Genomic DNA, 20,429 nt, shown 5'->3' on the forward strand with positions numbered 1-20,429 from the left:
CTCCCCGTCAGGCGCATGTCCGGCGTGTTCCGGCCGCACCGGACGTCCCGGCGGTCCCGGCGGTCCCGTCGGTCCCGGGCTCCAGCGACGGCGGCGAACCCGGCAGCGGGCGTCCCGCCGACTCGGCCATCCGCCACACCGCGAACCCGCCGATCACGGCCGCCGCCATCATGTAGTAGGCGGGCATCATCACGTCGCCGGTCGCGCCGATCAGTGCCGTGACCACCAGCGGGGTCGTGCCGCCGAACAGGGACACCGAGACGTTGAAGCCGATCGACAGCGAGCCGTAACGCACCCGGGTCGGGAACAGCGCGGGCAGCGCGGACGGCATGGCCGCGGTGAAGCAGACCAGCAGCAGGCCGAGCGCGCCCATGCCGGCGGCGACCGCGAGCAGACCGCCGTCGCGGATCAGCAGCAGCGCCGGCACCGACAGCAGCAGGAAACCGGCACAGCCCGCCGCGATCACCGGACGGCGCCCGACCCGGTCGGTCAGCGCCCCGGCGAACGGCTGGACGATCATCATCAGCACCATCACGCCGAGCACGACGACCAGGCCGTGCGTCGCGTCGTACCCGAGTTCGCTGGTGAGGTAGCTGGGCATGTACGACAGCAGCATGTAGTCGGTGACGTTGAAGACCAGCACCAGGCCCACGCACAGCAGCAGCGCACGCCACTGGCCGGTGATCATCTCCCGCAGCGGCACCTTGGGCCGCTCGTTCTCGGCCTTCGCGATCTCGGCCGCGAACGCCGGGGTCTCCTCCAGGCGCATCCGCAGGTAGAGGCCGATGATGCCCATCGGCCCGGCGATCAGGAACGGGATCCGCCAGCCCCACGACAGCAGGTCGTCCGAGGACAGCAGGGCGGTCATCAGCGTGACCAGGCCCGCACCGCCGACGTACCCGGCGAGCGTGCCGAACTCCAGCCAGCTGCCCAGGAAGCCGCGCCGCCGGTCGGGGGCGTACTCGGCGATGAAGGTGGAGGCGCCCGCGTACTCGCCGCCGGTGGAGAAGCCCTGCACCAGACGGGCGGCCAGCAGCAGGATGGGCGCGCCCACGCCGATCGCGGCGTAGGACGGGATCAGGCCGATCGCGAAGGTGCCCGCGGCCATCATGATCATCGTGAGGGCGAGGACCTTCTGGCGCCCGACGCGGTCGCCGAGCGGGCCGAAGATCATGCCGCCGAGCGGACGGACCAGGAAGGCCGCGGCGAAGGCGCCGAACGTGGACAGCAGCTGGGCGGTGGGGTTGCCCGAGGGGAAGAAGACCTTGCCCAGCGTGACCGCGATGTAGCTGTAGACACCGAAGTCGAACCATTCCATCGCGTTGCCGAGCGCGGCCGCCTTCACGGCACGCCGGACCAGCGCGGGATCGGTGACGGTGGGGGAGGGGGCGGCGCCGGCCTTCTCCGGAGCCGGGGAACCGGCAGCACCGGAACCGGACGGACGGGGGGCGACGGGGGGAGTGGCGACTTGGGCAGTCGACAAAACTTCGCTCGCCTGCTTTCGACGGGGACGGGGACAGGGGCACGGATCCGCGCGGCGGCGCTGTCGGGCGGGCCGAAGAAGCGACGATAGGCGCCGTTGAGCCCCTTACGGGCGGTATGCGAATAGCTGCATACTGCACGCAAATGCGCTGTGTACAGGCACGCAGCGGTGCGTCGCACGCCCCGACTCCGTGATCGATTGTGATCCTTCTCGCGTCGTCCCGAGGCAACCTCGCACCTCGCGGACTATCGTCATTCGGACAAAACCCACGCATGGGACGCACGTGCCCGAATGGGGCAGGAGGCCGACGAGGCGTGGCGAACGCGGAGCACAGTGGGGGACCGACGGATGCTTTCGGGGCGACCGCCGTCGGCGGCACCCGGGCCCGGCTGCGCGCGGCGCGCCTCGGACTGTGGCTGCTCGCCGCCGTCCTCGCCGTACGCCAGGTCGCCGTCCTCCTGACCACCCCCAGCAGGGAACGGCTGACCGCACTCGGCACCTGGGTCGGCCCCGAGGGCGTCCTGCACGTCAGCGGCTCCCTCTACGACTCCACCGAGTTCACCGGCACCCCGTTCAGCGGGCTCGTCCTCAAACCCCTCACCCGCCCGGCCGGGCAGGCCCTCGGCTGGGGATGGACCTTCGGCACCCTGCTGCTGGTCGTCGCCCTCGGCCTGATCGCCGCCCGCGCCCTGCCCCAGCCGGTCGGCCGCCGCACCGCGATCCTCGCCGCACCGGTCGCCGTCAGCCTGCTGATGCTGTCCCTCCCGGTCCGCAGCACCCTCTGGCTCGGCCAGACCAGCATCGTCCCCGTCCTGCTCGTCCTGCTCGGCTGTTTCGTCGCCCACGGCCGGCGCCCCAGCGGCGCCCTCATCGGCGTCGCCGCCGCCCTCCAGCCCACCCTCCTCCTCTTCGCCCCGCTGCTGTGGTTCACCGGCCGCCGTCGGGCAGCCGCCGCCACCGGCGTCACCTTCGCCGCCGCCACCGCGCTCGCCTGGGCCGCGCTGCCGCGGGACTCCCACACCTACTGGGTGCACCACCTGGCGGGCACCGGCCTCGGCGGCCCCGCCGACGCCCTCGCCAACCAGTCCCTGCACGGCGCCCTGCTCCGCCTCGGCCTCGAAGGCCCCCCGGAGATCGGACTCTTCCTCCTCCTCGGCGCCGCCGTCGTGGCCCTCGCCCTGAGACGCGCCGTCCGCTACGCGCACGACGGCCAGCTGCTCCTCGCGGTCGCCGTCACCGGCTGCGCCGCCATAGCGGTCGCCCCGACCGCGTGGCAGCACCAGCTCCTGTGGGTGCTGCTCACCGTCGTCGGCAGGGTGGGCACACGCGCCCGCGACCGGATGGTCTGGCCCGTCGCCGTCATCCTGGTGATGACGCTGCCGGCCACGATGATGCTGCCGAACATGGCGTTCCTCCACCCGGTGCGCGACAACGTCGTCCTCCTCGCCGCCCTGGCCGCCGCCACCGCGGTCCCCTTCCTCTCCCGCACCTCGCAGTACTTCCGCGCCCCCATTCCCACCCGGTACGCCGAGCCCGTCCCCGCCCGCTTCGCGTTCGTCCCGCTGGTGCCGTTCCTGCGCCGGGTGCTCCTGCGCCCGAACCTCCTCCTCGAGCTGCTGCTGATCCGCGTCACCTACGCCGCGTACGCCACGATCCGCCTCGCCGCGACCGGCGGCAGCAACTCGGGGGGCCGTGCCCGCGCCGAGGAACACGCACAGCAGATCCTCGACCTCGAACGTCTGATCCACATGGACATCGAGCACGCCGTCAACCACGCCGTGGCGAAGATCGGCTGGCTGCGGGAGTTCTGCGACGTGTACTACACGTCGTTCCACTTCATCGTCCCGCTGACCGTCCTCGGGCTGCTCCTGTGGCGCCGCCCCGTCGACTACCGCTGGGCCCGCTCGGCGCTCGGCTTCGCCACGATCCTCGCCCTCGTCGGCTTCTGGCTCTACCCGCTCGCCCCGCCCCGCCTCATGCCGGGCCTCGGCATCATCGACACGGTCCACGGCGTCCAGGACTTCTCCAAGCCGGACTACGGCACCCTCACCCACCTCACCAACCAGTACGCGGCGATGCCGTCCCTGCACTTCGGCTGGTCCCTGTGGTGCGGACTGGTGATCGCGATCCTCGCCCCGAAGCCGTGGATGAAGGCCCTCGGCTTCCTCCACCCCCTCTTCATGGCCGCCGCGATCGTCGCCACCGGCAACCACTGGATCGTGGACGCGGCCGGCGGCGCCCTCGTCGTCGCCGCCGGCTTCGCCCTGACCTACCTCCTCCAGGGCCCACGCGCCCGTACGACGACGCCGGCCACCGATCCCAGCAGCAAGCCGCGCCTGCCGACGAAGGACCGCACGCCAAGCTGATCCGCCACTCGCCGGGCACGGACACGGTGAGCCGGGTGAACGTCTTGTATGGCGAAGGCGGCGGCCCCGGGGATCGTGGGGTCGCCGCCTTCGGTATGGGGGGAGTGTCCCGGATGCCGTTTGTGTGCGGGGCGGGGCATACGTCGGCGCCTGACGACGGGGCCACAGAAGCATGGTTTCTACGGGGTGAGTCGTAGGTGATGCGGGTCATGTGGGGTGGTTCACCGTCGGGTGCGTTACTCAGGGGTGTTTGCGAATGTGACCGGGGCCTCGAAGGCTGCCCTGCGGGTGGCTCGGCGGAGGGCCTTGAGGACGGGGGTGCCCAGGGTGAGGGTCAGGGCGAGCGTGACCAGGGCCCGGCCCAGGTCCCAGCCGAGGGACGTCGCCAGGCAGTACGCGACGAAGCGGGCCAGGTTGGTGGGGAGCGACGCGTCCGGTGAGAAGGAGATGTTCGAGGCCAGGGCCGACATGAAGGGCCAGCCCGCCATGTTCATCACCGTGCCGTAGGCGAACGCCGCCAGGAAGCCGTACACAGCCAGGATCCAGACCTCCGGGCGGCCGCGCAGGCGGTCGGCGCCCGGCAGGAAGCCCGCGCCCATGGTGAACCAGCCCATCGCCAGCATCTGGAACGGCAGCCAGGGGCCGACACCGCCCGTGAGCAGCGCGGACGCGAACATCGTCACCGAGCCGAGGACGAAGCCGAAGCCCGGTCCGAGCACCCGGCCGCTGAGGACCATGAGGAAGAACATGGGTTCCAGACCGGCCGTCCCGGCGCCGATGGGGCGCAGGGCCGCGCCGGTGGCGGCGAGGACGCCCAGCATCGCCACCGCCTTCGGGCCGAGGCCCGACTCCGAGATCGTCGCCGCCACGACTGCTACGAGGAGTACCAGGAGGCCCGCGAAGAGCCACGGCGCGTCCTGGGCGTGTGCGTTCAGCGTGGAGGTGGGCGGGGCCAGGAAGGGCCAGCCGAAGCCGGCCACGCCCACCGTGCTGACCAGGGCGAGCGCCAGCCAGGAGCGGGGGCCCAGGCGGATGGCCCGGGCCTGGCGGTCCGTGCGCTTCGTGAGCGTCGTCACCGCAGCGCCTCCCGGACCTGGGAGACCGTGAGCCACTGCTGCGGGGCCAGGATCTTCGCCACCTGCGGCGCGAAGGAGGGGGACGCCACGACCACCTCCGCCGACGGGCCGTCCGCGATCACCTCGCCCTCCGCCAGCAGGACGACCCGGTGCGCGAGTTCCGCCGCCAGCTCCACGTCGTGCGTGGCCATCACGATCGCATGGCCCTCGGACGCCAGCCCACGGAGGATCCTCACGAGGCGGGCCTTCGCCGCGTAGTCCAGGCCGCGGGTCGGTTCGTCGAGGAGAAGCAGGGGCGGGCGGGCGGTGAGGACCACGGCCAGGGCGAGGGTCAGGCGCTGCCCCTCGGACAGGTCGCGGGGGTGGGTCTCGTCGGCCACCGACGGGAGGAGTTCCGTGAGGAGGGCACGGCAGGTGCCGGGGGGTGCCTCGGCGTCGCGGTCGGCGGCCGCGCACTCGGCGGCGACCGTGTCGGCGTAGAGGAGGTCGCGGGATTCCTGGGGGACCAGGCCGACCCGGCGGACCAGGTCACGGGGGCGGGTGCGGTGGGGGATCGCGTCGCCGGTGCGCACCGAGCCCGAGGCGGGGGCGACCAGCCCGACCAGCGCGCTGAGCAGCGTCGACTTGCCCGCGCCGTTGCGGCCCATGAGGGCGATCGTCTCGCCGGGGGTGACCGTCAGGTCGACGTGGCGCAGGGCCTGGACGCGGTCGCGGCGGACGGCCAGGGAGCGTACCTCGGCCACGGGGGCAGTGGGTGCGTGGTTCGGCTTGGTGCGCTGGAACAGGCGGCGAGTGGGGGGCGGGGGTGTGGGGTTGTGCTGCTGCGGAGGGCGACGGTCGGCCAGGCGGGTGCGCAACGGGGCCGCCTTGCGGCGGGCGTCGCGGACCGTCAGGGGGAGGGGGGACCAGTCGGCCAGGCGGCCCAGGCCGACCACCGGGGGGTGGATGGGGGAGACCGCCATCACCTCCGCGGGGGTGCCGAGCCATGGGCGTTCGCCGGGGCCCGGCAGCAGGGCCACCTGGTCGGCGTACTGGATGACGCGTTCCAGGCGGTGCTCGGCCATGAGGACCGTGGTGCCGAGGTCGTGGACCAGGCGCTGGAGGACCGCCAGGACCTCCTCGGCCGCCGCCGGGTCGAGTGCGGAGGTCGGTTCGTCCAGGACCAGGACCCGGGGGTGCGGGGTGAGGACCGAGCCGATGGCCACGCGTTGCTGCTGGCCGCCGGAGAGCGTGGCGATGGGGCGGTTGCGGAGGTCGGCCAGGCCGAGAAGGTCGAGGGTTTCCTCGACCCTGCGGCGCATCACGTCGGGGGCCAGGCCCAACGACTCCATGCCGTAGGCGAGTTCGTCCTCCACTGTGTCCGTCACGAAGTGGGAGAGCGGGTCCTGGCCCACCGTGCCCACGACGTCGGCGAGTTCGCGCGGCTTGTGGGTGCGGGTGTCGCGGCCCGCGACGGTGACCCGGCCGTGCAGGGTGCCGCCGGTGAAGTGCGGGACCAGGCCGCTCACCGCACCCAGTACGGTCGACTTGCCCACGCCGGACGGGCCCACGAGGAGGACCAGTTCGCCTTCCGGGACCTCGAAGTCGACGCCGTGGACGGCGGGTTCCGCCATACCGTCGTACGTCACCGACACGTTCTCGAAGCGGATCACGTCGTCGGCTCCTTGCGGGTGTGCGCGGGCTCGGGGGCGGGGGTGACGAAGGCCGGGAGCAGGCCGATCAGGACGGCCGCCGCCGGCCACAGGGGGAGGGTGGGGGCGACGAGCGGGACCACACCGGGGTGCAGGGCCGACGGGTCGCGGGAGGCCGCGAGGGTCAGCAGAGCGGCTACGGCGACTCCGGACGCGGTGACCAGCCAGGCGCGGGTGTCCCAGGGGTCCGGGCGGTAGCGGGTGCGCACGGTGCGGCGGCCGCCGAGCCAGAGGCCCGCGAGGGCGGAGGCCAGGCCGGCGAGGAGGACGGGGACGCCGTAGGTGCCGCCCTCGGCGGTGAGGAGTCCGTACGTTCCCGCGCAGACGCCGAGCAGGCCGCCGAGAGTGAGGGCGGCGGTGGTACGGCGGACGGCGGGCGGGACCTCGGCGGTACGGCCGTATCCGCGCGCGTCCATCGCGGCGGCGAGGGCGACGGAGCGCTCCAACGCGCCCTCCAGGACCGGGAGTCCTACGTGCAGCAGGCCGCGCAGGCCCTTGTCGGGGCGGCCGCGCAGACGGCGGGCGGCGCGCAGACGCTGTACGTCGGCGATGAGGTTCGGGGCGAAGGTGAGCGCCACGACCACCGCCACGCCGAGTTCGTAGAGGGCGCCGGGGAGGGACTTGAGGAGGCGGGAGGGGTTGGCCAGGGCGTTCGCCGCGCCCACGCAGATGAGGAGGGTGGCGAGGCGGAGGGCGTCGTAGAGGGCGAAGGTGAGGGCTTCGGCGGTGACGTTGCCGCCGAGGCGGATGCCCTGGGCCCAGTGGGGGAGGGGGACTTCGGGGAGGTGCACGAGCACGTGCGTGCCGGGGATGGGGGAGCCGAGGATCACTGCGAAGGCGAGGCGGATGAGGAGGACGGCGGCGGCGAGTTTGACGAAGGCGGCGTAGGAGCGGGACCAGGGGGTGTTGGGGCGGCGGGTCGCCACTACGTAGGCGGAGGTGGTGATGAGGAGGGTGAGGAGGAGGGGGTTGGTGGTGCGGGTGGCGGCGGTGCCGAGGGCTAGGGACCAGAGCCACCAGGCGGCGGGGTGCAGGGTCGCACGGGCCTGCTGGGGCCGCTGGGGCTGGGCGGGGGTGGGCTGCTCTGCCGGCGATTGCCGGGTGCCGCTGCGCCCACCCTCCCCCACTCTCGACTTCGCTCGAGCGGGGGGACCCCCATCGCCCCAGCGGCACGACTGCCCGCAGCTACGCCGGTTACGCACGGCGGCGTACCTGCCAGATTGCTGCTGCTGCGAGGAGGGCTACCGCCGCGATTCCGCCTATCAGGCCGATCGAGGGGCCCGACTTCGGTGAGGTGGTTGGGGTGCTGTTCTTCTCCGGCGTGACCTGTTCTCCGCAGCCCTTCTCTGGGTAGCCCGCTATCGCGCACAGCAGGGCGTTCGCGTCGTAGCGCAGGGGCTTGGCCACCGAGGCCAGGACCTCGGCCGTTGTCGCGTCCTCCGGGACCTGGGCGCAGGCTGTGCGGCCGGTCGGCGGGGTTTCACCGGATGGGGCGTCGGCCGGGGTGCCGAAGTCGATGACCAGCGCCACGCGCTTCTCGCCGTCCCGGGCCGGGGTCTTCGCGCAGATGGTGTCGAAATCCGCCGTGCCCCGGGGCTTCGCCGCGTCCGCGGAGTTCTCGCTGACGGAGAAGCGGAAGCCCTGGACGTCGCCGTCGGCGGGGCGGGCCAGGGACGGGCCCTGGGTGGCGTACGTCCATGCCGTGCCGTTCCGCTCCCAGAAGGACCAGTAGCGGTAGCCGACGGCCTGGGCCTGGCCCGCGCCTGCCAGCAGGGGCAGGAGCGCGGCCAGGAACAGCACGGTGGCCCGGCGGATCACGGCTGCTGCTTCCTGCGGCCGCTGATCAGGAAGCCGATGCCGATGCCGGCGACCAGGCAGACGCCGACGTACCACCAGACGCCGAAGCCGGAGTCGGATGCGGATTCGGAATCCTCCTTGGGCGCCTTGGTGGTCTTCTCGGGGGCCGGGCCCGTCGCCGTCAGCTGCTTCACCAGGTCCGTGCCGCCGAAGGCGCGCGGGTCCGCGCCCGTGGCGTGGGCCGCGAAGATGAGCTGGGCGTAGGCGGCCGGGCCGCTCTGCCTGGCCCAGACGGCGGCGTTCTTCTGCAGCCAGGCCAGGGACTTGCCGGCCTGATCCGTCGCGCCCTGCGCGGCGAGTGCGACGACCGCGTCGGCGGTGTTGCCGTAGTCGGGCTGGTCCTCGGCGCCGGGAAGGGCGGAGATCAGGTGGCCTTCCTCGGCCAGGGCGTCCGTCAGGTACGCGGCACCGTTGGCGGCGGCCTGTTCCGGCGTCTTCGCCTTCTCGCAGGCGTCCTTGGCCGCACCGCCCTTGCCGGGCCCGGCGGCCAGACCCGCGCCCAGCGAACCGAGCACGCCCGCCGCCGTCGCGTCCGCGTTGGCTATCAGCGTGCCCTTCTTGTCCGGCTGGAAGGCGAACGCCCCCGCGCCGTCGCCCTCGCAGGGCAACTCCAGCTTCAGCAGGGCGTCGTAGGGGGACTTGCCGTTCTTCGTCACCTCGGCCGGCTGCTCACCGGCGGCGGCGAGCGCGCCTATGACGACGGAGGTGGAGTTGGTGTCGCTGGCGCCGCCCGCGGTGTATCCCCAGCCGCCGTCCTTGTTCTGCACGGACTTCAGCCAGCCGACGGCCTTCTTCGTCACGTCGTCGTGACCGCCGAGCGCGGCGAGGGCCTGGACGGCGGCGGCGGTCTGGTTGGTGTCGACCATCGTCTTCGCGTCGCACGCCTTCGCCGGGTCGGCACGGTACGGGGCGAACGAGCCGTCGGCGCACTGCTGCCCGGCGAGCCAGTCGACGGCGCTCTTCGGCGGCTCGAGACCGACCGTGTGCTGGGCGAGGAGGGCGAGCGACTGGCGCCAGACGCCGTCGTACTGCGGGTCCTTGTCGCCGTACAGGGCGGAGGGAAGCTGCCCCTTGGACGGCGACGGGGACGAGTCGGCGGCGGCCGGTGCGGCGGCGCCGAACACGGCGACGGCGGCCAGGACCGCGGCGCTGCGGCGGACATTCATGATCGGCGGGTGCCTCTCCCTGAAGAGGGCCGGGCAGCGCGGGACACCCCGGCGGCTCGGCTCCGTATACCTCGACGGTGCCCGTGCGCCGGCGGGTTGCCGGGCACGTGAGCCGGTCACGAACCGTGCGGGGCAGTCCGGCTCACCGCCTCGGCGGACGGTTCACGGTTGCGGGTCAGCGCCGGAATTGCACCGGCTTCCCCCCGTACGGGTGTGATGACGACGCGGCCACTCTACCCGCCCGTAGGAGCGGCGTAAGGAGTGGCCTCGGGAGCGGCATCGCAAGGTGGGTGAGGGAGAGGGGTCCGCCGTGACCGGGGTCACGGCGGGACTGAGATGTGGCCCGCACCCGCGGCTTTCCTGACGACACGCGGTGGTCCGGTCAGGAGGCCCGGTGGTGTGCTGCCGCCGTTCACGGTGAAGCCGAAACTGGTGGACGCCCCGGCCACCAGGGAGCCGTTCCAGGTGGAACGGACCGTCATGACGTTGCCGTTTGGTGCAGGTGGGTCGACTGCGTCAGCGGAAGATGTCGAAAGATTCGGCTCAGTCGACTCGGTGGGTGTCGGCGGTCCCGTATGTCGCGGCCCCGGGCCTCGCCGTCAGGTCCATCAGCCGGCACACCGTCTCGATGTCGACCCTCACCTGGGCGATGGACGCGCGGCCCGACAGCCATGTGATGAGTGTCGAGTGCCAGGTGTGCTCGATGACGCGTACCGCCGCCAGTTGGTCCGGCGTCGGGTCGGTGAGTTCCATCGCGTCCAGGATGATCCTCGTGGTCAGCCGGGACACCTGGTCGACCTCCGGGCTCACGCTGCGGTCAGCGAAGGTCAGCGCCCGCACCATCGCGTCGGCCAGATGCGGCTCGCGCTGGAGCGCGCGGAAGGCGCGCATCAGGGTCTCCGCGACCCGCTCGGCCGGGGTCTCACCGGCCGGCGGCTTCTTGCTCAGTGTCGCGTGCAGATGCTCCAACTGGTCCTGCATCGTGGCGACCAGAAGGTGGATCTTGGAGGGGAAGTAGCGGTACAGCGTGCCGAGCGCCACCTGGGAGGACTCCGCGACCTCCCGCATCTGTACCGCGTCGAAGCCGCCCCGGACGGCGAGCTGCGTGCACGCCTGCAGGATGCGGCGCCGGCGGGCCTCCTGCCGCTCGGTGAGCGGAGAGGCGGGGTCGGTGCGCGGAGAGGCCGGCTCGGGGCGTGCGGCGCCCGCTGCCGGCTTCGCCGCCTTGGTCGCCTGGGTCCTGTGGACTTCCGCGGGCATGGGTCCCGTCCGTGACAGTCGGTGAGGGTGGATGATCGGACAGCATGGCACGCCGTCCGCCGTGGCGTGAATCACCTGATCCAGTGCTCACAGCATCCCTACCTGCCGGTAGATTCTTGATCCTCCGAACGATCAACTCTGAAACTTGTTCTAGGTGAGCGTCCCGGCGTAATCTCGCGGGACAGTGCAGGGAGAAGGGGGCCCAGAGTGACCGCTGAGGCCAGTCAGGCCGGGCCCTCGGCGGGCCCCGCATCCGACGGCTTGCGACCGCTCCGGATCGCACTCCTCACCTACAAGGGAAACCCGTTCTGCGGCGGCCAGGGCGTCTACGTACGCCACCTCTCCCGCGAACTCGCCCGCCTCGGACACCGCGTCGAGGTCATCGGCGCCCAGCCCTACGCCGTACTCGACGAGGGATACGACGGGCTGAGCCTCACCGAGCTGCCCAGCCTCGACCTCTACCGCCAGCCGGACCCCTTCCGCACCCCCGGGCGCGACGAGTACCGCGACTGGATCGACGCGCTCGAGGTCGGCACGATGTGGACCGGCGGCTTCCCCGAGCCGCTGACGTTCTCCCTGCGCGCCCGCCGCCATCTGCGCGCCCGGCGCGGCGACTTCGACGTCGTCCACGACAACCAGACGCTCGGCTACGGCCTTCTCGGCGACATCGGCGCCCCCCTCGTCACCACCATCCATCACCCCATCACCGTCGACCGGCGCCTCGAGCTGGACGCCGCCGAGAACTGGCAGCGGCGCTACTCGGTGCGCCGCTGGTACGCCTTCACGCGGATGCAGAAGCGGGTGGCGCGCAGGCTGCCGTCCGTGCTCACCGTCTCCGGCACCTCGCGCCAGGAGATCATCGACGATCTCGGCGTACGGCGGGACCGCGTCCATGTCGTCCACATCGGCGCCGACACCGACCTGTTCTCGCCCGATCCCTCGGTGGCGGTCGTCCCCGGCCGGATCGTCACCACGTCCAGCGCGGACGTACCGCTGAAGGGGCTGGTCTTCCTCGTCGAGGCGCTGGCGAAGGTGCGGGCGGAGCAGCCCGACGCCCACCTCGTCGTGGTCGGCAAGCGGCCCGCGGAAGGGCCCGTCGCCCAGGCCATGGAGCGGTACGGCCTCGAGGGCGCCGTCGAGTTCGTCAAGGGCATCTCGGACGCCGAACTGGTCGACCTGGTGCGGTCGGCGCAGGTCGCGTGCGTGCCGTCGCTGTACGAGGGCTTCTCCCTGCCCGCCGCCGAGGCCATGGCCACGGGCACGCCGCTGGTCGCCACGACCGGCGGCGCGATCCCCGAGGTGGCCGGGCCCGACGGGGAGACCTGTCTCGCCGTACCGCCCGGGGAGTCGGGGGCGCTGGCCGCCGCGCTGACCCGGCTGCTCGGCGACCCCGAGCTGCGCGCCCGGCTCGGCGCGGCCGGGCGCGAGCGGGTGCTGCGGCACTTCACCTGGGCCCGCGCGGCCGAAGGCACGGTGGCCCACTACCGGGAGGCGATGGCCCGCACGGCCGGCCGGGACCCCGGAGCCGCCGCCCGAGCGGTCCGCCGCCTGGGACCCGCAGACCCGGCCGTCGTCCCCGGCACCCTCGCCGACACGGGCGCCGTCCCCGTGAACGCAGCCCACACCTCAGACCTCCCCGGTATCCCCGGCATCCCCGACCGCTCCGACCGCGAAAGCAGGGCCACGTGCTGACCGTCGACTTCTCCCGGTTCCCGCTCGCCCCGGGCGACCGTGTCCTGGACCTCGGCTGCGGGGCCGGCCGGCACGCCTTCGAGTGCTACCGGCGCGGTGCCCAGGTCGTGGCGCTGGACCAGAACGGCGAGGAGATCCGCGAGGTCGCCAAGTGGTTCGCGGCGATGAAGGAGGCCGGGGAGGCGCCCGCCGGGGCCAGCGCCACCGCCATGGAGGGCGACGCCCTCGCCCTGCCCTTCCCCGACGAGTCCTTCGACGTCGTCATCATCTCCGAGGTGATGGAGCACATACCCGACGACAAGGGCGTACTCGCCGAGATGGTGCGTGTGCTCAGGCCCGGCGGCCGGATCGCGATCACCGTGCCGCGCTACGGCCCGGAGAAGGTCTGCTGGACCCTGTCCGACGCCTACCACGAGGTCGAGGGCGGCCACATCCGCATCTACAAGGCGGACGAACTGCTCGGCAAGATCCGCGAGGCGGGCCTGCGCCCCTACGGCACCCATCACGCGCACGCGCTGCACTCGCCGTACTGGTGGCTGAAGTGCGCGTTCGGTGTGGACAACGACAAGGCGCTGCCGGTGCGGGCGTACCACAAGCTGCTGGTCTGGGACATCATGAAGAAGCCGCTGGCCACCCGGGTTGCGGAGCAGGCGCTCAACCCGCTGATCGGCAAGAGCTTCGTGGCGTACGCGACCAAGCCGCACCTGCCGCGCGCCGAGGCGGACGCCACGTGACGACGTCCAGGTCACCCCGGTCGCCCCGGACCGAACATCTCGTCCTGCCCGGCGTCCTGACGGCCGATCAGGCCGCGGCGACCGTCGCCGGCATCCTCGCCGTGCAGCGGGAGGACGGGGCGATCCCGTGGTTCCGGGGGCACCACCTCGACCCGTGGGACCACGTCGAGGCGGCGATGGCCCTCGACACGGCGGGTGAGCACGAGGCCGCCGAGCGGGCCTATCTGTGGCTGGGCCGACACCAGTTGGAGGACGGCTCCTGGTACGCCGCCTACGCCGACGGCGACCCGCTCGACGTCACCGACCGGGGCCGGGAGACCAACTTCGTCGCCTACATCGCGGTTGGGGTGTGGCACCACTACCTCTCCACCGGTGACGACACGTTCCTCGACCGCATGTGGCCGGCGGTGTGCACGGCGGTGGAGTTCGTGCTGCGGCTCCAGCAGCCCGGCGGGCAGATCGGCTGGCGGCGCGACGACGACGGCACGCCCACGGCGGACGCGCTGCTCACCGGCTCCTCCTCCGTCCACCACGCGCTGCGCTGCGCCCTCGCCATCGCCGAGCAGCGCGAAGAGCCGCAGCCCGACTGGGAGTTGGCCGCGGGTGCGCTGCGTCATGCGATACGGCGTCACCCGGAGCGGTTCCTCGACAAGGACCGCTACTCGATGGACTGGTACTACCCGGTGCTCGGCGGCGCGCTGACCGGCGCCGAGGCCAAGGCCCGTATCGAGGAGGGCTGGGACCGGTTCGTCGTGCCCGGCCTCGGGGTGCGCTGCGTGGTGCCCAACCCGTGGGTGACGGGCGGTGAGTCGGCCGAACTCGCCCTGGCTCTCTGGGCGATGGGCGAGTCCGACCGTGCGCTGGAGGTGCTCCAGTCGATCCAGCACCTGCGCGATCCGGAGAGCGGCCTGTACTGGACGGGGTACGTCTTCGACGACGACGCGATCTGGCCGCGCGAGCTGACCACATGGACGGCCGGCTCACTGTTGCTGGCCGTCGCCGCCCTCGGGGGCCACGAGCCCACCTGCGCTGTCTTCGGCGGCGACCGGCTGCCCGGGGGGCTGGATCCGGACTGCTGCGCAGACGTATAGGCGCAAACCGGACCGGTCAGTGCCGGTACAGACGGCCCGCGATGGCGTGGCCGATGAACAGGTAGACGACGGCGGCGAGTCCGTAGCCGGCGACGACCCGGGCCCACTCCTCGTCGAACGTGAACAGATCACGCGACCAGGCTGCCAGCCAGTTGGCCGCGTCATGGACGAACTGGACCAGGTCGTTGGCCCGGTTGGCGTCCAGCAGATACATCAGAATCCACAGTCCGAGGATGACGGCCATGATGTCCGCGATCACCGCGACGGCCGTCCCCGCGGCATTGGAACCAGTGCGATATCGAGGGGACATACCTTCCGAGTGGCCCCGAACGGCCGGTTGAAACCCGGAACGTCCGGAGCTGGACCGGAAGTTCAGCGGTGGGTGAGCAGCAGCCGCCAGGCCTCTGGGCCGCGCTCCCGGTAGACGACAACGGCCCCCCGCCCGGATGGGGCGGGGAGCCGTGACGAGGAAGGGGGCCGGAATCAGCCGCGCTGGATGCCCGACGTGTCCTGCAGAACGCCGCGACGGCCGTCCTGCGTCTGTGCGATGAGCGACGGACCGCGCTGCTCGACCGCCAGGTACCAGGTACCGGGGGCGAGTTCGGCGATCGGCGTGGGCGAGCCGTCCTCCGGGAACAGCGGACGCGGCACCGGAACGGCGAACCAGAACGGCGAGAAGTCACCGGCCGGCGCGGAAGCGGCGGGCTGGCCCGGGAAGGGCTGCTGCCCCGGCTGACCCGGCTGCGGCTGACCACCGAAGGAGCCCTGCTGCGCACCGGCACCCGGGTAGCCGTAACCACCGGGCGGCTGGGCGCCGTAGGGCTGCGGTGCGGCGGCGGGACGGGCGGCCGGGAGGAGGGCGCCCTTGAGGGCGGGGACCAGGGGGGTGGCGATGGCGGCGGCCGCCATGACGAGCGTGGCGACGAGGGCCAGGATCAGCCCCGTACCGGCGCCGATGTCGTCGGAGAAGCCGCCCTCGCCGTCGAATCCACCGGTCGGGTCGAAGATGTTGCCGAGCGCCGACCAGGCGGCGAAGACCGTGAAGCCGACGCCGAACTGGCCGAGGTCGAGGCCGGCGATCTTGCGCGGCTCAGGCAGCCCCCGGGCCACGACGACGAGCGCGGCACCGATGATCCCCGCCAGCACGATACTGAGCACCACGGGCCCGCTGTCCCAGAGGCTGGGGATGTCCGCGCTGTCCGGGGCACCATCGATCGAGTAGAGATCGAGGAACGACGCGATGAACAGCAATACCGCTGCTCCGATCACCACGCCGTCGCCTCGAGTGAGGGAGCGGATATTCACTTCAGGTCCTTCGTAGGTCGTCTCGTCGTCGGAAGAGGCGTCGCTGTCACCATGTCGCCCGAAGCGCCGGTGTGAAGCGCGGGGGTGGCCCCTCATCGTACGGACGACACTATCGTCCGCAGGATCGGGCTGTCCGCCCGGATCAGCGCACTGATCCCTACCCGCGCAGGAAGCTCACGATTCCCTCGGAAATCCCTTGCGCCGCTTTCTGCCGCCAGGCGCTGCTGGTCAGCAGCGCCGCGTCCTTGCTATCGCGCATGTTGCCGCACTCGATGAACACCTTGGGAACCGTTGACAGATTGAGACCGCCCAGGTCCTTACGCGTGACGAGACCGGTACCGCCGCCGGTGTAGTTGGAGGGCGCGCTGCCGGTGACGCGCACGAAGTTGCCCGCGATGCGCTCCCCGAGTTCGCGTGAGGGGTCGACGATGGGCCGGGTGTCGGCCGCCCCGGCGTTCACGGCGCCCGGGAGGATCACATGGAAGCCCCGGTTCCCGGTGCCGGAGCCGTCCGCGTGGATCGAGACGACGGCGTCGGCCTTCGCCTTGTTGCCGATCCGGGCCCGCTCGTCCACGCACGGCCCGAACGGCCGGTCGGCGTCCTGCGTCAATTTCACGGTGGCGCCCTGCTCTTCGAGGAGCGTGCGCATCCGGTGGGCGACGTCGAGGGTGAACTTGGCCTCGGTGTAACCGTCGTTGGTGGAGGTGCCGGTGGTGTCGCAGGCCTTGCGGTTGGTCCCGATGTCCACCTGACGGTTGATCTCGGAGGCGTGCTGGAAATTGCTCGGGTTGTGGCCCGGGTCGATGACGACGACCTTGCCCTTGAGCGGGCCGGACGCGGCGGGCGCGGAGGCCGACGGGGACGTCGCCGTGGCGGAGGCGCCGGGTTCGTCGTCCCCGGAACCGGCGGACGGCGACGTGCTCCCGGCCGACGGCGACGGCGTGCGGGAGGCGGCGGACGAGGAGGCCGCGGCGCTCCCGGGGCCCTTGTCGTCGCCCGAGCCGCCCACGGTCGCGTACACGGCCCAGCCGAGCAGCGCCCCGGGCACCAGCGCGGCGAGCGCCACGGTCAGGAGGCGACGCCGGGAGCGTGGGGGCGGGGGCGGATCGAAGTCGGGACCTGTGTACGACACGCAGTCACCCTAGCGTCGGATATCAGATGCCCGCGCCCGTGCGCCGCAGTACGCGCAGCGAGCCGGTCGCCGAGACGTCGGTGAACGCGCCGGACGCCAGAGCGCGCTGGTGGATGCGGTGAGGTGCCTGGCCGGTGAACTCGTCCACCGGGTCGGGGAAGACGTCGTGGATGACGAGAAGGCCGCCCTCGGCGACGTGCGGGGCCCAGCCCTCGTAGTCGGCGGTGGCGTGTTCGTCGGTGTGGCCGCCGTCGATGAAGACGAGGGCGAGCGGGGCGGCCCAGAGGGCGGCGACGCGAGGGGAGCGGCCGACCAGGGCGACCACGTGGTCCTCCAGCCCCGCCCGGTGCAGGGTGCGGCGGAAGGTGGGGAGGGTGTCCATCAGGCCGAGCTCGGGGTCGACGGTCTCCGGGTCGTGGTAGTCCCAGCCGGGCTGCTGCTCCTCGCTGCCGCGGTGGTGGTCCACCGTGAGCGCGGTGACTCCGGCGGTGCGGGCCGCGTCGGCGAGCAGGATCGTGGAGCGGCCGCAGTACGTGCCGATCTCCAGCAGGGGCAGCCCCAGCCGCCCGGCCTCGACCGCCGCCGCGTACAGGGCGAGCCCCTCGTCCACGGGCATGAACCCCTTCGCCGCCTCGAACGCGGCCAGAACCCCCGGCTCCGGCCCCACCGACACGGGGCTCGCCTCTCCCGAGGCTGTACGTATATCCACGACCCCATGCTGCCGTACCGCCTGCGGGGCGACCCGACGGGGGCCGGGCCGTTCCTCTGGATACGTGGACACCGAACCCCGTACACCGAGGCAACTGTTCCGATGCTTCGGCACACTAACGAATCTTGACCGTTCCATGGCGTTCACGGCACCGCCTAAGCCGGGGGACCGAGGCCGTGTCGGCCGAAATGCCGATGCGGGGGACGCGGGCCGATTGAGAACATGGCGCCCATGCTCGATGCCACCGACACCGCCCGCATACCCGGCCGCCGCACCTCGCCCCCCATGTGGCTGGTGGTGGCGCTGGCGTGTGCGGGGCAGTTCCTCGTCGTCCTCGACATCTCGGTGGTGAACGTCGCGCTGCCGTCCATGCGGACCGGCCTGGCGCTCGACGAGCAGGGCCTGCAGTGGGTGGTGAACGCGTACGCCATCGCCTTCGCCGGATTCATGCTGCTCGGCGGACGCGCCGGCGACCTCTACGGACGCAAGCGCATGTTCCTCGTCGGCCTCGGCCTGTTCACGCTGGCCTCGCTGGCGGGCGGGCTGGCCCAGGAGGGCTGGCAGCTGCTGCTGGCGCGGGCGGTGCAGGGGCTGGGCGCGGCCGTGCTGGCGCCCTCCACGCTCACCATCGTCACCTCGGCCGTGCCGGAGGGCGCGGCGCGGGCCCGGGCGATCGCGACCTGGACGGCCGTGGGCGCAGGCGGCGGCGCGGCCGGCGGATTCGTCGGCGGACTGCTGGTGGACGCGCTGTCGTGGCGATGGGTGCTGCTGATCAACGTACCCGTCGGAGCGGTGCTGCTGGCCGGGGCCGCCCGGTGGCTGGTGGAGGGCAGGGCGCGGGACGGGCGGCGGCTCGACCTGCCGGGCGCGGTGCTGGTGACGGCCGGTCTGGCCACCCTGGCGTACGGCATCTCCCAGACCGAGGCCGAGGGCTGGACGGCGGGGGCCACCTTGGTGCCGCTGTGCGCGGGGCTGGTCCTGATCGCGCTCTTCCTCCTCGTCGAGGCCCGGTCCAAGGCCCCGCTGATGCCGCTCGGGCTGCTGCGGCTGCGCTCGGTGGCGTCGGCGAACGTGGCGATGTTCCTGAGCGGCTCCGCGATGTTCTGCATGTGGTTCTTCATGACCCTGTACGCGCAGAACGTCCTCGGCTACACCCCGCTGGAGGCGGGCCTCGCCCTGGTGCCCAGCTCGCTCGCCGTCATCCTCGGCTCCAAGGTCGCGCCCCGCCTGATGCGTACGGCGGGGCCGCGCACGGTGGCGGTGCTCGGCACGGTGGTCGCGATGACCGGCTTCGGCTGGCAGTCGACGATGACCGCGGACGGGGCCTACCTCACCGCGATCATGTTCCCCGGCATCCTGATGATGGTGGGCGCTGGCCTCGCCGCAACCCCGCTAGCCGCACTGGCCATCTCCGGCGCGGCGCCCGAGGAGGCCGGCCTGGTCTCCGGGCTGGTCAACACCTCCCGCACCATGGGCGGCTCACTGGGCCTCGCCGTCATGTCGACCATCGCGGCGGCCCATACCGCGGGAGCCGAGACGCCCCAGGCACTGACGGACGGCTACGCCCTGGTCTTCGCCGTGAGCACGGTCATACTGGCGGCCGGGGCGGCGCTGATGTGGGCATGGCTACCACGCCGGGCGGCCGAACCCCACTAGGCCCTCGTCACAGCCGGCCCTGGTGGCGGGCCTCGCGGAGGGCCTCCATGCCGTGCGGGTGCCGGGCTTGGCAATCGCGGCAGAGAGATGGTTGCGGACCGTGGACGGGCCGCACGGCCCGACAGAGCCGGCTGTACGGTCTCCGGCAGGACAAATGTCCCCCGGCCGGCGCGCGGGCCGGGCCCGTTCCGTGCGTCCGTGACCGTCGGTGATCAGGAGAGACATGCCCGTCGACGCAGCCAAGGCGCTCAGTGCCCCGCCCCGGATCGGCACGGTCTCCTGGACCGCCTCGGACGTCCTGCTCTACCACCTCGGCATCGGCGCGGGCCGGTCCGCCACCGACCCCGGCGAACTGCGCTACACCCTGGAGTCCCGGCTGCACGTCCTGCCGAGCTTCGCCGCCGTCGCCGGCGGCGGGCCGCCCGGGGTGATCCGCGGGCTGTCCATGCCCGGTGTCGACGTCGACCTCGCCCACGTCCTGCACGGCGGCCAGTCGCTCACCGTGCACCGCCCCCTGCCCGCCGAGGGCACCGCCACCACCACCGACCGGATCGTCGCCGTGCACGACAAGGGCAGGGCGGCCGTCCTCGTCCTGCGCACGGAGGCCACCGGCACCGACGGCCCGTTGTGGTCCTGCGACGCGGAGATCTACGTACGCGGCGAGGGCGGTTGGGGAGGCGACCGGGGCCCGTCCGTGCGCCGCGAGCCGCCCATGGGCCCGCCGGACCGCACCCTCGATCTGGCCGTCCGCGAGGAACAGGCCCTGCTCTACCGCCTCACCGGTGACCGCAACCCCCTGCATGCCGACCCGGAGTTCGCGTCCCGCGCCGGATTCGACCGGCCCATCCTGCACGGGCTGTGCACCTACGGCATGACACTCAAGGCGGTCGTCGACACCCTGCTGGACGGAGACGTCACCCGGGTCCGCTCCTATGCCACCCGGTTCGCCGGGGTCGTGTACCCGGGCGAGACGCTGCGGGTCAGGATGTGGCGCGGGGACGGCGAGGTGCGCGTGACCGTGAGCGCGGTCGAACGGGGGCACGCGCCGGTACTCACGGAGACCACCGTCGGCCACTCCTGAACCAACGGACTGCTCCCTGCCGCCCGGTGGGCCGCTTCCGAACTGCCGGACGGCGAACGGCCCCGCCCGTCGACATGCGACGGGCGGGGCCGTTCGTGGTGCGGTGTGGTGCGCGGTCGGCTGCCTGACG

17 protein-coding genes and 1 riboswitch are annotated in these 20,429 nt (G+C 72.6%); of the genes, 6 read left to right on the forward strand and 11 right to left on the reverse strand.

Annotated features, from left to right (window positions below; all coding sequences use genetic code 11):
- Positions 1–7 precede the first annotated feature (7 nt).
- Positions 8–1,483 carry a glycine betaine/L-proline transporter ProP gene (gene proP / locus AB0L56_RS16580; RefSeq protein ID WP_365423947.1) on the reverse strand — a complete coding sequence of 492 codons (1,476 nt, stop codon included), beginning with the start codon at positions 1,481–1,483 and terminating at the stop codon, positions 8–10.
- Between the two features lie 314 nt (positions 1,484–1,797).
- Between proP and AB0L56_RS16585 the strand changes: the two genes are divergently transcribed.
- On the forward strand, positions 1,798–3,849 hold the full coding sequence (locus AB0L56_RS16585; RefSeq protein ID WP_365423950.1) for a phosphatase PAP2 family protein: 2,052 nt from the start codon (positions 1,798–1,800) through the stop codon (positions 3,847–3,849).
- 236 nt (positions 3,850–4,085) lie between these two features.
- Here AB0L56_RS16585 and AB0L56_RS16590 read toward each other — a convergent pair whose 3' ends face one another.
- The 6 genes from AB0L56_RS16590 to AB0L56_RS16615 all read right to left on the reverse strand — a co-directional run bounded on the left by AB0L56_RS16590 (position 4,086) and on the right by AB0L56_RS16615 (position 10,899).
- Positions 4,086–4,925, reverse strand: a complete 840-nt coding sequence (locus tag AB0L56_RS16590; protein WP_365423953.1) for an ECF transporter S component — start codon at positions 4,923–4,925, stop codon at positions 4,086–4,088.
- Positions 4,922–6,577, reverse strand: coding sequence for an ATP-binding cassette domain-containing protein (locus AB0L56_RS16595; RefSeq protein ID WP_365423956.1), 1,656 nt, complete (start codon positions 6,575–6,577; stop codon positions 4,922–4,924). Before AB0L56_RS16595 ends, AB0L56_RS16590 begins: the two co-directional genes overlap by 4 nt.
- Positions 6,574–7,650 (reverse strand): energy-coupling factor transporter transmembrane component T, encoded by a 1,077-nt coding sequence (locus tag AB0L56_RS16600; RefSeq protein ID WP_365424158.1) that lies wholly within the window; start codon positions 7,648–7,650, stop codon positions 6,574–6,576. Before AB0L56_RS16600 ends, AB0L56_RS16595 begins: the two co-directional genes overlap by 4 nt.
- A 160-nt stretch (positions 7,651–7,810) precedes the next feature.
- Complete coding sequence (locus AB0L56_RS16605) at positions 7,811–8,434, reverse strand: SCO2322 family protein (protein WP_365423959.1); 624 nt, start codon at positions 8,432–8,434, stop codon at positions 7,811–7,813.
- Positions 8,431–9,639, reverse strand: a complete 1,209-nt coding sequence (locus tag AB0L56_RS16610) for a prenyltransferase/squalene oxidase repeat-containing protein (RefSeq protein WP_365423962.1) — start codon at positions 9,637–9,639, stop codon at positions 8,431–8,433. Before AB0L56_RS16610 ends, AB0L56_RS16605 begins: the two co-directional genes overlap by 4 nt.
- A 130-nt stretch (positions 9,640–9,769) precedes the next feature.
- Positions 9,770–9,842, reverse strand: a riboswitch (cobalamin riboswitch).
- 340 nt (positions 9,843–10,182) lie between these two features.
- Positions 10,183–10,899, reverse strand: a complete 717-nt coding sequence (locus AB0L56_RS16615; RefSeq protein WP_365423965.1) for a TetR family transcriptional regulator — start codon at positions 10,897–10,899, stop codon at positions 10,183–10,185.
- Between the two features lie 207 nt (positions 10,900–11,106).
- On the opposite strand from AB0L56_RS16615, the gene AB0L56_RS16620 reads away from it, so the two are divergent.
- From AB0L56_RS16620 to AB0L56_RS16630, 3 genes are read left to right on the forward strand one after another with little or no spacing between them, the layout of a single operon-like run.
- On the forward strand, positions 11,107–12,591 hold the full coding sequence (locus AB0L56_RS16620) for a glycosyltransferase family 4 protein (RefSeq protein ID WP_365423968.1): 1,485 nt from the start codon (positions 11,107–11,109) through the stop codon (positions 12,589–12,591).
- On the forward strand, positions 12,585–13,325 hold the full coding sequence (locus AB0L56_RS16625) for a class I SAM-dependent methyltransferase (RefSeq protein WP_365423971.1): 741 nt from the start codon (positions 12,585–12,587) through the stop codon (positions 13,323–13,325). The genes AB0L56_RS16620 and AB0L56_RS16625 overlap by 7 nt, the downstream gene beginning before the upstream one ends.
- The gene (locus AB0L56_RS16630; protein ID WP_365423974.1) at positions 13,322–14,416 is read left to right on the forward strand and encodes a prenyltransferase; all 1,095 of its coding nucleotides are present in this window, start codon (positions 13,322–13,324) and stop codon (positions 14,414–14,416) included. The genes AB0L56_RS16625 and AB0L56_RS16630 overlap by 4 nt, the downstream gene beginning before the upstream one ends.
- A 16-nt stretch (positions 14,417–14,432) precedes the next feature.
- On the opposite strand, the gene AB0L56_RS16635 is transcribed toward AB0L56_RS16630, so the two are convergent.
- The 4 genes from AB0L56_RS16635 to AB0L56_RS16650 form a co-directional block, all read right to left on the reverse strand.
- Complete coding sequence (locus AB0L56_RS16635) at positions 14,433–14,726, reverse strand: hypothetical protein (protein WP_361022507.1); 294 nt, start codon at positions 14,724–14,726, stop codon at positions 14,433–14,435.
- 173 nt (positions 14,727–14,899) lie between these two features.
- Positions 14,900–15,721 (reverse strand): hypothetical protein, encoded by an 822-nt coding sequence (locus AB0L56_RS16640; RefSeq protein WP_361022504.1) that lies wholly within the window; start codon positions 15,719–15,721, stop codon positions 14,900–14,902.
- Positions 15,722–15,878: 157 nt separating this feature from the next.
- On the reverse strand, positions 15,879–16,853 hold the full coding sequence (locus tag AB0L56_RS16645) for an N-acetylmuramoyl-L-alanine amidase (RefSeq protein WP_365423978.1): 975 nt from the start codon (positions 16,851–16,853) through the stop codon (positions 15,879–15,881).
- A gap of 22 nt (positions 16,854–16,875) precedes the next feature.
- Complete coding sequence (locus tag AB0L56_RS16650) at positions 16,876–17,526, reverse strand: class I SAM-dependent methyltransferase (protein WP_365424160.1); 651 nt, start codon at positions 17,524–17,526, stop codon at positions 16,876–16,878.
- Positions 17,527–17,784: 258 nt separating this feature from the next.
- On the opposite strand from AB0L56_RS16650, the gene AB0L56_RS16655 reads away from it, so the two are divergent.
- Together AB0L56_RS16655 and AB0L56_RS16660 are read left to right on the forward strand one after the other, a co-directional pair.
- The gene (locus AB0L56_RS16655; RefSeq protein WP_365423981.1) at positions 17,785–19,218 is read left to right on the forward strand and encodes an MFS transporter; all 1,434 of its coding nucleotides are present in this window, start codon (positions 17,785–17,787) and stop codon (positions 19,216–19,218) included.
- A gap of 223 nt (positions 19,219–19,441) precedes the next feature.
- A complete protein-coding gene (locus AB0L56_RS16660; protein WP_365423984.1) occupies positions 19,442–20,299 on the forward strand; it encodes a MaoC/PaaZ C-terminal domain-containing protein in 858 nt (285 codons plus the stop codon).
- Positions 20,300–20,429 lie beyond the last annotated feature (130 nt).

Source organism: Streptomyces sp. NPDC052079 (assembly GCF_040680275.1).
Taxonomy (GTDB): Bacteria; Actinomycetota; Actinomycetes; order Streptomycetales; family Streptomycetaceae; genus Streptomyces.